This is a genomic window from Methylomonas sp. MgM2 (assembly GCF_054172045.1).
In genome coordinates, this window is record NZ_JBSYXO010000005.1 from 173749 (window position 1) to 188168 (window position 14420).

A 14420-nucleotide genomic window follows, 5' to 3' on the forward strand; every position below is an offset into this window, starting at 1 on the left:
TAATCGTTTTGGCGTCCGATATTGAAATTCGCCGGGCGCTTTATGGTATTTTCGCCGGTCGGCAGGTGATACAATTAAGCATTATCAACCACATCACTACACCGGCTGTGGACTTAGAAACGACTGGCCTTATTTCCGATGCGGAGCCTGTCCGGCTGCGCGAAATTCCTTACAACTACACTTCCTTTTCCGACCGCGAAATCGTCATACGCCTGTTAGGCGAAGAAAGCTTGCGTATTTTAGAGTCGCTCCGCAACGAACGCATTACCGGCCGCTCGGCTCGCATGTTGTTCGAAGTATTGGGCGACATCTGGGCCGTACAGAGAAATCCCTATCTCGAAGACGATTTGCTGGATAACCGCAAACGCCGGCAGGCCTTGCTAGAAGCGATGCGTCATCGCTTGAAGCAGATGGAGATACGCCATCATCAACACGAAGCCGAATTTCCCGACCGCGCCCGCCGGGTGGCCTTGTTGATCGAGGCCGCGCATCATGCGGTGGATGCGTTCGAGGCCCATTTCGACCGTACCCGCGACATGCGGCGCAAGGCGCTGGCCTTATTTTCCAAGCATACCCGCAAGGATAACGTCTGTTTCGACGGTTTCGCCCGCGTGTCGCATGTCACCGACGCGACCGACTGGCGGGTGGAATATCCCTTCGTGGTGCTTTATCCGTGCAGCGAGGATGAAGTCGGTGCGCTGGTGCGCGACTGCATCAAACTGGGCTTGACCATCATCCCGCGTGGCGGCGGTACGGGCTACACCGGCGGGGCGGTGCCGCTGACGCCTTATTCCGCGGTGATCAACACAGAGAAGCTTGTTGAATTGGGGCAGATCGAGCACGAGACCTGGCTGCCGGGCGTGGAGCAAAGCTATGCGACCGTTTTCACTTGTTCCGGCGTGGTGACCCGGCGAGTGATCGATGCGGCCGAAAATGCCGGATTGGTGTTCGCATGCGACCCGACCTCGGCCGATGCCTCTTGCGTCGGCGGCAACATCGCGATGAACGCCGGCGGCAAAAAGGCCGTTTTATGGGGCACGGCTTTGGATAATCTATGGTCCTGGCGCATGGTGACTCCGGACGGTAACTGGCTGGAAGTCGAACGCATCCATCACAACCTGGGCAAGATTCACGAGCAGGAGCAAGTGACTTTCACGCTGAAGCGCTTCGATGCCAAGCGTAAGACCTTGTTGTCGGAAGACCAATTAACGATACCGGGCAAGACCTTCCGCAAGGGCGAATTGGGTAAGGACGTTACCGACAAATTCCTGGGCGGTTTGCCCGGCATTCAGAAAGAAGGCTGTGACGGCATCATTACGTCGGCGCGCTGGATCTTGCACAAAATGCCGCCGCAGACCCGCACCTTTTGTCTGGAATTTTACGGCCAGGTGCGCGAGGCGGTACCGGCCATCGTCGAGATTCGCGACTATTTGGCGTCATTGCCGAAAAGCGGTCCGCAGCGGGTGATGTTGGCCGGACTTGAGCATTTGGACGAGCGCTACGTCAAGGCGGTCGGCTACGCAAGCAAGGCGAAGCAACAAGGCCGGCCGAAAATGGTTCTGATCGGCGATATCGTCGGCGATGACGACAATCAAGTCGCTACGGCCGCCTCCGAAGTCGTGCGGCTTTGTAATGCCCGCGGCGCCGAAGGTTTCGTCGCGGTCAGTCCGGAAACGCGTAAGCGGTTCTGGCTGGATAGGGCGCGAACGGCGGCGATCGCCAAACATACCAATGCCTTCAAGATCAACGAAGACGTGGTGATTCCGTTGTCGCGCATGGGCGATTATTGCGACGGCATCGAGCGCATCAATATCGAGTTGTCGCTACGGAATAAACTTCGGCTCTGCGACGGCTTGAGCCGGTTTCTGGAGGGCGACTTGCCGCTGCGGATTTTCGAGGGCGACGAAGATAAGGCCGGAATCATATGGGACAGGCGCAAGCGCGCCCTGGACGCGGTCAGCGCCGTGCGGAAACGCTGGCAATGGTTGTACGATAATTTGGATATGCCTCTGCAGCAGGCCGAAAGCCTGTTCGCCGATTACGGCATCAACTCCGGCGAGTTAAGCAATCAGGCCGAGAATCCTACCGTATTCCACCGTCTGCAGGATTATTCGGTGCGGGCCTCGTGGAAAACCGAGTTGCTACCGAACTTGCAGGAAATTTTCGCCGGCGATAACTTTCGCCCGGTCATGGAACGCATCGGCGTTATTCATAAAGAAGTGCTGCGCGGACGGGTGTTCGTTGCATTGCACATGCATGCCGGCGACGGCAACGTGCACACCAATCTGCCGGTCAATTCCGACAACTACGGGATGCTGCAGGAAGCCAATCAGGCCGTGGCCAGAATCATGGGGCTCGCGCGATCTTTGGGCGGCGTCGTTTCCGGCGAGCACGGCATAGGCATCACCAAATACGAGTTTTTAAGCGAGGAAGAGTTAGCCGGTTTTCATGCTTACAAGGAGCAAGTCGATCCGGACGGCCGCTTCAATCGCGGCAAGCTGATGCCGGGCGCCGATTTGAGCAAGGCTTACACGACATCGTTCAGCTTGATGGGCTATGAATCCCTGATCCTGCAGCAAAGCGATATCGGGGCGATATCGGACTCGGTGAAAGACTGCCTGCGCTGCGGCAAATGCAAACCGGTTTGTTCGACCCATGTGCCGCGCGCGAATTTGCTGTACTCGCCTCGGAACAAAATTCTGGCGACCTCGTTGTTGATCGAGGCCTTTTTGTACGAGGAACAAACCCGGCGCGGCGTATCGATCACGCATTGGAAGGAATTCGAGGACGTGGCCGACCACTGTACCGTTTGCCACAAATGCTATAGCCCGTGTCCGGTCGACATCGATTTCGGCGACGTGTCGATGAATATGCGCAATTTGCTGCGGAAGATGGGCAAGCAAAGTTTCAATCCGGTCAAATCGGCCGCGATTGCGTTTTTGTCCACCGGACGGCCGAGCAGCGTCAAGTTAATGCGCAAGCTGCTGATCGAATGGTCGTACAAGGGGCAGCGCTTAGGCGCCTTTTTCCTGCGTCCGTGGGGTAAGCGGCAGTTGGCGCAGCCGCCGTCGTCCACGGGACGGCCGGAATTGCGCGAATACGTGATTCATTTTACCAACCGCAAAATGCCCGGCAAGTTGCCGACCAAAACCGCGCGCGCCTTGTTGGGCATAGAAAGCAACGAAATCGTGCCCATCATTCGCGACCGGGAAAAAACCCAGACCGATACCGAGGCGGTGTTTTATTTTCCGGGTTGCGGTTCCGAGCGCTTGTTTTCGCAAGTCGGTCTGGCGACCCAAGCCATGCTTTACGAAATCGGCGTGCAAACCGTATTGCCGCCCGGCTATCTGTGTTGCGGCTTCCCGCAGCGGGCTGCGGGCCAGTTCGATAAGGCGCAGGAAATCACTACGGACAATCGCATCCTGTTTCATAGGGTCGCCAACACGCTCAACTATCTGGACATCAAAACCGTCGTGGTCAGTTGCGGCACCTGTCTCGATCAATTGATGGACTACGAGTTCGACAAGATTTTTCCGGGCTGCCGCGTTATCGATATCCACGAATATCTGTTGGAAAAAGGCGTGAAATTGGACGGCGTTGGCGGCTCTCAATATTTGTACCACGACCCTTGCCATACGCCGATGAAGCAGCAGGATCCTTTGAAAACCGTCAACGAACTGATGGGAGTAAAGGTCAATAAGTCCGAACGCTGCTGCGGCGAATCCGGTACCTTGGCGGTCGCCCGGCCCGACATTTCCACGCAAGTACGCTTCCGTAAATCCGTCGAGTTGCATCGGGATGTCACCAAGTTGCATGCCGAGGGTGGCGAGGGGCCGGTCAAAATGCTGACCTCCTGTCCGTCTTGCATGCAAGGCTTGCAACGCTATAAGGGCGATGTCGACAATCTGGAAGTCGATTATATCGTCGTCGAAATCGCCAAACATGTGTTGGGCAAAGACTGGATGAAAAATTATATCAAGCAAGCATCCAAAGGCGGCATAGAGCGGGTCTTGGTTTAGGTTTGCGCCTTAGCCGGTCGGCTTATCCGCTTTTGGGAGCGGCGCGAAGCGGCATGGCTTGCCGATTTCGAATCGCGTGCCTAAAAAAGTCCTCGCCGGCGGCTTGGGTCAGTGCGTGGCGGCGTTACGGATTGCGAAATAAGAAAAAGTCGATTATCGTGCTTGCGACGCTGAATTTTTCTATCGGCGAAACGCGCCGCTCGTAGCCGCGGCGCAAACGCGTTCGGGCCCGTAATTACGGCGTTTAACTTATTCGAGTGCGGAATTCAAGATGTCCACGAAACCGATAGCGACCAACGGGAAATTCTCCAAACTCCGGATCATGGCGTTCGTGTTTGTAATCGCTTTGCTATTGGATACGATGACGACGGTAATGGCGGACGCGCTAGCCGAACCTCAATCCATCATCGAACGGACGTCCAATCAAATCAAATCGCGCTTGCGCGACAAACAGTTCGCAAAGAACTTTCCTCAAGTCGTAGATTACGTCGGCACGGTGATCGATCCCTATATCGATTACGACTTGCTCTCAGTCTTGGTATTGGGCAAGTTTTGGAAGACGGCCACCGATGCGGAAAAGGTTCGGTTCAAAAAGGAGTTTAAAACCCTGTTGCTCAGAACCTATGCCCGGGTGTTCGTCGAGCTCGACGATTGGGAAATCGAATTTTTGCCCGGAATCAGCAAAACCGGCGGCAACAAGGTCTTGATAAAAACCAAAGTCAAGCAGCCCGGCCGCCAAGCCGTCGCGGTCGATTACCGCATGTTGGAGAGCGGCGCGCAGTGGAAAGTTTACGATATTTTGATCGACGGCGTTAGCCTGGTGATGACTTATCGCAGTAATTTCAAAAATGACATTGAGACAATGGGATCGCTGACGCCACTGATCGATAAGCTTGTGAAAAAAAATGCCGAGCTGGCGGAGGACGGCGGCAAATAAAATGCCGGACCGGCGAGGGCGCCTATCAGTGTCTGGCCTTGGCCTCCTATTTCGCGTTCGATCAATAACAATTTGTCGTCTTGCGTTAAAAGGAGAGCCATCATGCCTATCGTATATCCTATTTTCGCGCTTGTCCTGCTTACCTTGTCGGTCTATCCGTCGATATTGTTTTCGCGAATAAGGTCTATACGAAAAGGCGAGTTGACCATAGATTATCTAAAATTGTTTCAAGGCGAAACTCCGCCGGAATCCGTCGTAAAATCGGCTAGGAACGTCGCGAATTTGTTTGAGGCGCCGGTTTTGTTCTATCCGGCCTGCCTGATATCCATGCTTATCGGCTACGAGTCCGCATGGTTCTTGGGGTTGGCTTGGGCTTACGTGGCTGCCCGCACGGCGCATTCAATCATTCATTTGACTTACAATAAAATATCTCATCGCTTGTGGGCGTTTCTGCTAAGTCAAGGCATACTTTATCTTATGTGGGGATTGCTTTTTTTCGAAAGCTTGTTGAGGTGAGTGATCGAAAACACGCATCGTTTCGCTAAATCATCGGCCGGTAAACGCTAAGGGTATCGTCCGAAATAACTTCCCGATACGGCATAGTCACTGGGAACGTACCGAGTGAGGATGTCGGCAGCAAAAGGACGCTGCCGTCAAGCCCTCATGGGAGGGTTCACGGCGTTCCTCATCCGGTATGCGCCAGGGTTCGCACCGGCAAAACGGGAAGTTGAATCCTAACGGATAGGGCGGGGCCGGAATTAGCTAAAAGTTGCGTTAGTCCGTCTGCTTCGTCGCCGACGGTTGAGCACGGGGCGGCCGATGTCCGGTTTCTTCAAAGCCAATAATCCTACATATTCGATCAATGCCTAGCTTCGGATGTATTGTGTATGTTCTTCCGCGTAGCCGCTGACGGCGTTCTGTTACTTCACCTAGCGTTCATCGTTTTCGTGGTGTTTGGCGCCGGGTTGGTGTTCCGCTGGCGGTGGCTGCTGGTCTTGCATTTACCGGCGGCGATATGGGGTATCGTTATCGAGCTGACCGGCGGCGTCTGTCCGTTGACTTATCTTGAAAACGATCTGCGCCGAGCCGCCGGACAGGCCGGCTACAGCGAAGGTTTTATCGAACATTATTTGCTCAGCATCATTTATCCCGAAGGGTTGGTGCCGGGAACGCAAATCGTCCTGGCCGGGATAGTATTCGGCGTGAATTTGCTGGCCTATGGCGGCCTGGTTTATCACCGCTACGTTCGTCGCGGCGAGTAAACGAGCGATTGAGCGTCATAAGCCCAGACTTTATATGGGTTTCGATTTGCTCAGTGCGCGCAGCTGTTCCGGCGTGTTGATATTGAGGAATATTTCAGGCCTATCGCAAAAGTCGACTTCGGCCAGCTTGTGCCGACCGAACCAGGTTTGCAATTTGCGTTCGCCGCCATCGAGATACCGGCACAGATCGGCCTGGAGCCCGGTGTTCAGCGCCGCGAAGACCGGATGCAGACGTTTGCCGTCGGACGCCACGGCAATTTCCACGTCTGCCGTCATCGCGTCTAACAACTGCTGTAAGTCTTCGGATTGTATCATCGGCGAGTCGCAGGGCGAGATCAGTAGGGTAGGGTTGGCCGCGGCTTGCATTGCCGCCAAAATGCCTGCCAAGGGGCCGTCAAACTTCGAATTCCGGTCTTTGATCACGCGGTAACCGAACTGTCGATAGCTTTCCTGATTGCGGTTGGCGCTGATGAATAGTTCGTCGACCAAGGGTGCCATTGCGGCTAATGCAAAGCAAATCAAAGGTCGGCCGTGAAACGGCGTCAACCCCTTGTCTTGCCGCCCCATGCGCCGTCCCAGGCCGCCGGCCAGCACCACGCCGCTGACTTTGTTTTGCCTGCTCATAATGTTAAGCTTTTGTCATGTTGAAAAGATTGCATATTTTCGCAAGCGCAGCGCTGATTGCAAGTTGTGCCTCGCAACCGGACCTTCCTAATATCCGGAGCGAACGCGTCGATTATTACCAGGTTCAGACCACCAAGCCGTACGATGAAGTGCTGGCCGAGCTTGAAATTGCGATCGCCGACCATAATTTCCGGATTACCGGCCATAGCCGGGTCGGAAAAGTGATACGCGAGCGCGGCGCTAGCAATTTTCCGGAATACGATACCGTGCAGTTTTGCAATTTAACCTTGGCCAGAACGGTTTTGGAAATTACGCCGCATGCGGTTGCGTATATGCCTTGCAATGTAGTTACATATCAATTCGAGGGTAAAACCATTATCAGAACCCATTTATTGCCCGAACATGGCGATAATACCGAATTGAATCGGTTTGCCGCGGACATGAATCAACAGCTAAAGCAAATCGTGGATTTTGCCGCAGAACAATAACTTTCTAACCTTAATCATGAGCACTATGAAAAAATTTCTTTTAGCCTCTTTGTTATTAACGATAGCCGCAGGTTGTGCGACGACTCAAGATGCCGCGACCGACGATATTGCGACGAGCGAACCGGCCGTTCCGGTCAATGATTACCCCACGCGCGAGCGGGTTGATTATGTGCTGGAGTGCGTCGCTAAACACGGAGGCTTAAATTACATCAACCAGTATGCTTGCGGCTGCAAGATCGACAAAATCGCCGAGAAACTGAGTTTCGCCGAATATGAAGCGGCTAGAACTTACGGCCACATGGTAAAAACCGCCGGCGAAGCCGGTTCCGCGTTTCGCGACCCCAAGCAATCCAAAGATTTGCGTACCCGTTTGAAGGAAGCGGATGCGGCGGCCGAGAAGGCTTGTTTCGTAAAATAATCCCAGCGAGATCGGCACATGCCGGTATGAGTTTGTGCCGTTACTTCGCCTTTATGCGACGTCGATAGATACCCGATCTTGCCGTTGATGTTGAATCCGTTTTCTTCGCTGCCATACCCCAAATCCAAATTACTGATCCTGGTTTTATTGACGGCAAACGCGGCGATTTACGCGATTGTCGATACCTTGACCACGGCAATCGACGCCGGAACTTGGTTAATACTGCTTACGATTTACGAACTGGAAACCCATAGCGACGGTTTGCCGTTTTCGGAATCGGTTCTGAATAAAATACGCACCGGTTTGATTATGGTGATTGTGTTCGTCTTTTTCAGCTATCTGCACGACAGCGAATGGCTGGACGTCGGCAACTCATTGCTATGGTTTGCCTTGATTGCGGTCATGGAATTGGAAGTCCGTCGGCCTGATATTGTTTTGAAATACGCAAATTTATTCTGGCTGTTGACGGTCGCGATTTTCGGCGGGCTGATTGCGATGGCCGGCATTTGGCTTTGGCAACAGGCTTGGCTGGATGCTTACGATGCGCTGTTATGGATCGTCGCGTTCGCTCTGATCGAGGTGGATATTGTTCACTTTTTAAAGCGTAAACAACCTCACTTAAACGATGCGCCGAAACGTTAAATTGATGCGGGCTTGTTTGGGTTTGCCGGTTTTCGGCAATTCGTGGCGCCAGTGATGTTGCAGTTCGCCGGCCATGATCAGCAAATCGCCGTGCGACAGCTCAAATTCGAGCTTTCGGCCGCTTTTAGCATGTTTAAAGCGCAGCAAACGGGTGTCGCCCAAGCTAAGCGAGGCGATCACGGGATTGATGCCCAGTTCCTTTTCATCGTCGGCATGGCAACCCATGGAATCGCGTCCGTCCCGGTAAAGATTCGCCAGCACACTGTTAAAGGTTAGCTCGCAGACCCATTCGATATCCGCTTTTATCGCTTGCAATTCGGCAGTCCATGGCAGCGGCCGGTGGTCGACGCCGGAATAACGATAATCCGCCCCGGCATCGCCGTACCAAGCGGTCAAACGCGGTACTTTCACCCAGCGTCCGAAAATAAATAAGCGTTCCTGTCGCCAAGCCAGGCTTTGGTACAGCCGTTCGAAATAGTCATTCGCTTTATCCGCCGGATAGAATTGCGGTAAATAGTAAAGCTCGCCGTCAAATGGCGCCAGATTGGCTTGGCCGAGCAATATAGGCCCGGTCGGCGTCAATTGACCAGCACGATGATCAGCTGTGCGCATAGTATTCTCAATATCATCACCAAGGGGTAGACCGTGGCGTAGGCAATCGAAACGGCGGCCGAAGGGCTCAAATTGTTGGCGAAGGCCAAGGCCGGGGGATCGGTCATGCTGCCGGCCAGTAAGCCGCACAACGACAGGTAATTAAGCTTTTTGAACGCGCGGGCTATGAAGCCTACAATCAATAAAGGCAGCAAGGTGATCAGCGTGGCGCAGGCCATCCAATAAAAACCGTCGCCGCGGAACAAAGTTTCCAAGAACTCGTCGCCGGAATGCAAGCCGACACAGGCTAAAAACAGCACGATGCCGATATCTTTCAGAATCATGTTGGAGCTTTTCGGCAAATGCCAGGTTAGCGTGCGCCAATTACCGATTCGGCTCAATAAGATCGCCACGATTAGCGGGCCGCCCGCCAAGCCCAGTTTCAGTTCGGTCGGCACGCCGGGTAGCGAAAACGGCCAACTACCCAATAGTACGCCTAATGTGATGCCGATAAATATGGGCATGATTTGCGGATGATCGAGTTCTTCCAGGGAATTACCCAGGGCTTTTTCGATGCGGTTGAGCGCCTCCTCGCTGCCGACCACTAATACTTCGTCGCCGAATTGCACGTGGACCGTGCTGGTCGGCGTAAACTCGACGTCCGGTCTATGCACGCGAGATATCGTCACGCCATGGCGCATGCATAAATCGCCGATGGTCTGGTTAATCGCGGTTTTGTTAGTGACGACGAGACGTTTTGTGCTGAGATTTTGGGCAATCTCGTGCAATTTGATCTTGGCGTCCGGCCCGATGATGATTTTCAGTCTATCCAATTGCTGTTTCTGGCCTACCAGGCGAATGGTGTCGCCGATTTTGAGTACGGAATTAGCACCGGCGACCGCCGCCTCGGTCTCGTCCTTATGCAGAATGCGGGTGACCACGACGTTCATGCTTTCGAAAAACGAAATTTGCCGAATCGTCAAGCCGTCGATGTTGGGATTTTCAAGCACTAGATCGCACGAAACCGGAATCCTCGCCTGTTCTTGTTGAATTTGGCTGAAGTGCTCAGCTTCGGCGTCGATATCAACCCCGAATACGCGCTTTATCAGCAGCATAGCCAGGATAATGCCGACGATACCGAAGGGATAAGCGACCGCATAGCCCAGTCCCGGCATTTTCATGGTCTCGCCGTCGACATTGGGCAAGTCGCTCAGTACCTGCTGGGCCGCTGCCAGAGAAGGGGTGTTGGTGGTCGCCCCCGAAAATAATCCCACCGCTACCGGCATCGGTATTTGACCGATCGCGCTAATTGCAAGCGCAATCAATGCGCCCAGTATGACAATGCCGGCGGCCATGCCATTCAGTTTTAGTCCGTGTTGAAAAAAAGAGCTGACAAAGCTGGGCCCGACTTGCAAGCCGATTGCATAGACGAATAGAATCAAACCGAATTCGCGCAAAAAATGCATGACTTCGGCATTGATAGTTAAGTCGAAATGACCAAAAATCAAACCGGAAAACAGTACGCCGGCGATGCCGAGTCGAATGCCTCCCAGTGTCAGCCTCCCCAGAACCAGGCCGCTTGCAACGACTAGGCTGACAATTAAAACCGCATGAGGAACAGAGTCTTGATTGAACAGTTGTATGAGCCAGGGCATAAAAGTCCTTAGTCGAGGCGCGAAGCCGGAATATGTATTTGCTAAACGGATAGCAGGCTGCTTATGATGTTGTCTAGCCAGCCGATATCGATGTTTAAATTTTACAACAAGCCAGCGAGGTCATTGCAATGAAGCATAGTATTTACAAAACCGGTATTTGTATTCTATTTTTTACGCTGACAACGCCGTTGCATGCGGCAGACATCAATGCAGGCAAGAGCAAGTCGGCGGTTTGTTTGGGCTGCCACGGCAGCGAAGGTGTCAGCAAGAGCCCGATTTGGCCGAATTTGGCGGCACAAAGTAGAACTTATATCGAAATCCAATTAAAGAAATTTAAAACCGGAGAGCGCTCGAATTCGAGCATGAACGCGATTGCGAAGGATTTAAGCGATGCCGACATACAAAACTTGGCGGCTTATTTTGCAAGTTTGGCGGGCAAATCGGCCGGCGGCGACGCAACTTTGGCGGCAAAGGGTCAACAGAAAACGGCAATGTGTGTCGGGTGCCACGGCGAAGATTTAAAAGGTGTTGGCCAATTTCCCAGACTAGCAGGCCAGCATCCGGACTACCTGTCTAAACAACTACATAATTTCAAAAGCGGCGAGCGAAAAGGCGGGCCGATGAACGGTATTGCGCAGGGTCTTTCCGAGGAGGATATCGACGCAATCGCGGCGTATCTGGGTTCTTTGTAGCAGCTGCTTGATCTTACGGGGCTGTGCTGGTTAAGCGTAGCGCGCCGTATGGCTTTGGCAAGCCTCTCTTTTTTCACTTCACGCCGAAGCCGACCGAAATCTTAAAACGGTGCGGCGAGGATTTCGACCCCGTCGCACCGAAGGTTGACTTATAGATTGTCGATCATAAACCGGACTTGATTGATCAACGAGTCTGTGCGCATCACCCCGGCCCCTCTGCTGCGCGGAGAAGAGGCTTTTGCGAATCTCACCTTGGTGGTGGAGGCGGCGGCGAGCCGGGCGGAGGCGGGGGAATCGGCGTCGTTGATCGATTCGACGGAGAAGGGGGGGTATAATTAAAATCGCCCGAAACCGGTACGCGATGACCTTTGGCGTACATGCACTGAACGTAGGCGTTGTCGTAATGCTCTTGGGTGGCGTAAGCGGCACGCTGTCCTTCCGATGCGCCGACCATGGTTCCTGCGACCAGGCCGCTACCCGCGCCGATCGCGGCGCCGCTGCCTCCGCCGATCGCGGCGCCGGCCGCGGCCCCGACGGCACTTCCGACCACCGCGCTGCCGGCTTGGCTGTCTGCGGCGGCCTGATTGGCGGTCGTTCCGCCGATTTGACCGGAAGCATATTGCCTACAATCAAAATCGTCTTGCTCGAATTGTTCAAAAGACATACGAGAGCCCGGCAACGCCATTACGCTGGGGCCGGTGGGCATCCGCGCACAGCCGGCGCTTAGTGCGACCAGGCACACTGCCAAGATATTGAATTCCTGCTGCATCATCTATCGTCCGTCATCTTTCCGGTGTAGGGTCGACCTGTCGCCAGCCTTGCGGGCATTCTTTGACGTAAGGGTAATAGCCTGGCGGATTCTCGCAGTAATACCAATAGCCTGGGGGCAACTGCTGCGAGGTCTGTGGCTGATCGCGTTCGATATAAACCGGCGGGTTGCTCGGCACCGTGACTACCGGCGGATAATATGGGTAATACGGATAGGAATAATAGGGATAAGGGTAATAAGGGCGGGGGTACCATGGCCAGCCGAAATAAAACCCGACACCGGGGCCCCTGTAATAATTGTGGTAACCTCCGTGCGGATGCCAGCCGCGGTGATAGTAGCGATCGGCATAGGCGGCGCGACCGGCGCACAAAGCCGCGACTGAAATAAACAACCACATTTTGACTTGTCGCATGTAAAAAACCTCGATAATGGATCGGCAGCCGATACTGCCTGCCGATAACATAAGGCCGCACCAACCGGCGGCTTTAGAGCGTAGCAAACAGTTTGACGACAAACGGTATCCAAGGTTTCTTATTTTGACCTTAACGAAAAAATAGAATGCCGGAATAGTCAAAAGCGTGAGTTCAATTGGCGAGACAGCGGTCGGCTAAAGAACCGTGTTCTCTCCTTGAAATCCCGAATCGCATTGAACCATTTTAATCGTTTAATCGGCAGTCCCGGTTTTCCATTTGGCGTTGACCAAGTTGACCGAGCAACAGACCGCGCCTGCTCAATTTGGGGGGTGTCAACAAGGCCTGTAAGGCGGCCAACGCGGCGTTTCGGGCGTCGTCTTGATTTTGAAATTGAAACATCGGCGAAAACAAGGAGCATTGGGCGTATCGGCCCAGTTCCGTTTTATGCGCGATAGTAAATTCGAAGGCGCCGTAAGGAAATGTACATTCGAACTTGTTGCCCGGGGTATGGGTGGTCCAATTGCTGTCCGGGGTCGGTAGTAACAGTAAATTCATGCACCACGGCGTGATCAAAACGCCCAGCCAATCGGCATTTACCCGATCAAAGCCCAGCGCCTCGACGCGCAATAGCGGATTGACGACCGGGACGCCTTGCATCTGGGTTCGCAGAACGCCGTCAAAGCTGTGTTCCAATGCGCGCTCGATCTGATCACCGGCATCCCAATCCATACTCATTCGTCCAATAGCAGAAAGTCCTTTTTGGCGGTGCCGCATTGAGGACAGGTCCAATAATCGGGTAAATCGGCAAATGCCGTGCCGGGCGGTATTTGCGATTCAAAATCCCCGGCGGCCGGATCGTAGACATGCCAGCAGATTTTGCATTCCAGTTTGGCGTCGGCGGGAAGACGAGCCGCGTCGCCCCCGTAAGCGCCGGCGAAGAAGTTCTCGCTCACAGATAGACCTTCAAAATTTCCCGCAAGCGCTGCAAGCTGTCGGCAATGTCTTCGGCCGAAGCGCATGCCACGCCGGGTACGTGGCTAACTTCTAGGGTATTTAAAATCAGCGTATCCTCGGAGTTGAAATACTGCACCCACCAGACATGACGCGTTGCCGTTGCGGTAATGCGGCAGTTACCGTAGCCGCGCGACAATATCGTGACATTGCCGCGGCCAAGTGCTTGTTCAAGAAACGCCAAATCTTGTTCGGTCTGGGGCAGTAAACTGAGGTTGATGATATAAGCTTCGTTTCCGGGTTTGTAACCGGCTATCCGGGCGTTGATTTCCGCGACCAACGGCGGCGCATTCATAACGCCGGCAGGCAGAGCGCTCATATCGGTTTCGATAGCCGCTTTGGCTTCTGCGAGTGCCGAAGCCGCGATTGCGTGGGGAATGATACCGACTTCCAAACTATCTTCGACCACGTGCTTTTGCTCGTCCAGCCGCTGTGAACGCCAAACGCCGGCCAATACGGATTCTTGAATCTGCCGATCATCGCCGCATATTGCGCTGACCTCGCCTTCGCCCAAGAGTTCGTCGATAAAAAGGCGGTTGTCCTTATCCAGCGCGCTCAAAGAAATCGGGCCCCCGGTATCGGGATAGGATGCCAAGTCTTTTTCCAATTGCAGCGCAATGGCTTTGGCCGCCGCCAACCCAGCCGACTTCAAATCGAAGGAAATTTCCGGCATCGAGTAAGTGGCCATTTCTTCCGGCATGGTCAGGTAATCGAGTTTGGCGCCGTCTTCTTCGGCGGGTTGGCTGCCGTGGCCGATAATGGGAAGTGTTATGGATGTCATAGGCTTAGCTGCGTTTGGATTTAGGTTGTTCCGTTGTTTGTATTCGGTGCCGCAATCGCGATGTGCTGTGGGTGCTGTCGAGTGCCTAATTGACGGCGCTGTGCAAATTCGCTGGCAA

Annotated in this window: 16 protein-coding genes and 2 pseudogenes; 10 read left to right on the forward strand and 8 right to left on the reverse strand. The window is 53.9% G+C overall.

The window, feature by feature from the left end:
* Window positions 1–107: 107 nt before the first annotated feature.
* From ACW73I_RS06255 to ACW73I_RS06280, 6 genes and pseudogenes are all read left to right on the forward strand, one after another.
* Window positions 108–500: pseudogene (locus ACW73I_RS06255) on the forward strand (DUF3683 domain-containing protein); the annotation flags it as partial.
* A gap of 171 nt (window positions 501–671) precedes the next feature.
* Window positions 672–1088, forward strand: a pseudogene (locus ACW73I_RS06260) (FAD-binding oxidoreductase); the annotation flags it as partial.
* Window positions 1089–1466: 378 nt separating this feature from the next.
* The gene (locus ACW73I_RS06265) at window positions 1467–4019 is read left to right on the forward strand and encodes an FAD-binding and (Fe-S)-binding domain-containing protein (RefSeq protein WP_458028413.1); all 2553 of its coding nucleotides are present in this window, start codon (window positions 1467–1469) and stop codon (window positions 4017–4019) included.
* Window positions 4020–4290: 271 nt separating this feature from the next.
* On the forward strand, window positions 4291–4956 hold the full coding sequence (locus ACW73I_RS06270; protein WP_458028380.1) for an MlaC/ttg2D family ABC transporter substrate-binding protein: 666 nt from the start codon (window positions 4291–4293) through the stop codon (window positions 4954–4956).
* Window positions 4957–5058: 102 nt separating this feature from the next.
* Complete coding sequence (locus tag ACW73I_RS06275) at window positions 5059–5472, forward strand: MAPEG family protein (RefSeq protein ID WP_458028381.1); 414 nt, start codon at window positions 5059–5061, stop codon at window positions 5470–5472.
* Between the two features lie 371 nt (window positions 5473–5843).
* A complete protein-coding gene (locus ACW73I_RS06280; protein WP_458028382.1) occupies window positions 5844–6218 on the forward strand; it encodes a DUF2784 domain-containing protein in 375 nt (124 codons plus the stop codon).
* Window positions 6219–6248: 30 nt separating this feature from the next.
* On the opposite strand, the gene mobA is transcribed toward ACW73I_RS06280, so the two are convergent.
* Entirely contained in the window at window positions 6249–6842 is a 594-nt protein-coding gene (gene mobA, locus ACW73I_RS06285) for a molybdenum cofactor guanylyltransferase MobA (protein WP_458028383.1), read from the reverse strand.
* A gap of 17 nt (window positions 6843–6859) precedes the next feature.
* On the opposite strand from mobA, the gene ACW73I_RS06290 reads away from it, so the two are divergent.
* The 3 genes from ACW73I_RS06290 (at window position 6860) to ACW73I_RS06300 (ending at window position 8390) form a co-directional block, all read left to right on the forward strand.
* Window positions 6860–7330 carry a DUF302 domain-containing protein gene (locus ACW73I_RS06290; RefSeq protein WP_458028384.1) on the forward strand — a complete coding sequence of 157 codons (471 nt, stop codon included), beginning with the start codon at window positions 6860–6862 and terminating at the stop codon, window positions 7328–7330.
* Window positions 7331–7355: 25 nt separating this feature from the next.
* Window positions 7356–7748 (forward strand): hypothetical protein, encoded by a 393-nt coding sequence (locus ACW73I_RS06295; RefSeq protein ID WP_458028385.1) that lies wholly within the window; start codon window positions 7356–7358, stop codon window positions 7746–7748.
* Window positions 7749–7835: 87 nt separating this feature from the next.
* A complete protein-coding gene (locus tag ACW73I_RS06300; protein WP_458028386.1) occupies window positions 7836–8390 on the forward strand; it encodes a hypothetical protein in 555 nt (184 codons plus the stop codon).
* Here the strand turns inward: ACW73I_RS06300 and ACW73I_RS06305 are convergent.
* Both ACW73I_RS06305 and ACW73I_RS06310 read right to left on the reverse strand, forming a co-directional pair.
* The gene (locus tag ACW73I_RS06305) at window positions 8367–9002 is read right to left on the reverse strand and encodes an alpha-ketoglutarate-dependent dioxygenase AlkB family protein (RefSeq protein ID WP_458028387.1); all 636 of its coding nucleotides are present in this window, start codon (window positions 9000–9002) and stop codon (window positions 8367–8369) included. The genes ACW73I_RS06300 and ACW73I_RS06305 overlap by 24 nt on opposite strands.
* Window positions 8969–10636: a putative transporter gene (locus tag ACW73I_RS06310; protein ID WP_458028388.1), complete on the reverse strand. Its 1668-nt coding sequence runs from the start codon at window positions 10634–10636 to the stop codon at window positions 8969–8971. Before ACW73I_RS06310 ends, ACW73I_RS06305 begins: the two co-directional genes overlap by 34 nt.
* Window positions 10637–10764: 128 nt before the next feature.
* On the opposite strand from ACW73I_RS06310, the gene ACW73I_RS06315 reads away from it, so the two are divergent.
* Complete coding sequence (locus ACW73I_RS06315) at window positions 10765–11328, forward strand: c-type cytochrome (RefSeq protein WP_458028389.1); 564 nt, start codon at window positions 10765–10767, stop codon at window positions 11326–11328.
* A 247-nt stretch (window positions 11329–11575) separates the two neighbouring features.
* Here the strand turns inward: ACW73I_RS06315 and ACW73I_RS06320 are convergent, their stop codons facing one another.
* The 5 genes from ACW73I_RS06320 to ACW73I_RS06340 form a co-directional block, all read right to left on the reverse strand.
* Window positions 11576–12100: a YMGG-like glycine zipper-containing protein gene (locus ACW73I_RS06320; RefSeq protein WP_458028390.1), complete on the reverse strand. Its 525-nt coding sequence runs from the start codon at window positions 12098–12100 to the stop codon at window positions 11576–11578.
* 10 nt (window positions 12101–12110) lie between these two features.
* The gene (locus ACW73I_RS06325; RefSeq protein WP_458028391.1) at window positions 12111–12509 is read right to left on the reverse strand and encodes a hypothetical protein; all 399 of its coding nucleotides are present in this window, start codon (window positions 12507–12509) and stop codon (window positions 12111–12113) included.
* 244 nt (window positions 12510–12753) lie between these two features.
* Window positions 12754–13239, reverse strand: a complete 486-nt coding sequence (gene hybE, locus ACW73I_RS06330; RefSeq protein WP_458028392.1) for a [NiFe]-hydrogenase assembly chaperone HybE — start codon at window positions 13237–13239, stop codon at window positions 12754–12756.
* A 2-nt stretch (window positions 13240–13241) separates the two neighbouring features.
* Window positions 13242–13463 (reverse strand): rubredoxin, encoded by a 222-nt coding sequence (locus ACW73I_RS06335; RefSeq protein ID WP_458028393.1) that lies wholly within the window; start codon window positions 13461–13463, stop codon window positions 13242–13244.
* On the reverse strand, window positions 13460–14302 hold the full coding sequence (locus ACW73I_RS06340) for a hydrogenase expression/formation protein (RefSeq protein ID WP_458028394.1): 843 nt from the start codon (window positions 14300–14302) through the stop codon (window positions 13460–13462). Before ACW73I_RS06340 ends, ACW73I_RS06335 begins: the two co-directional genes overlap by 4 nt.
* Window positions 14303–14420 lie beyond the last annotated feature (118 nt).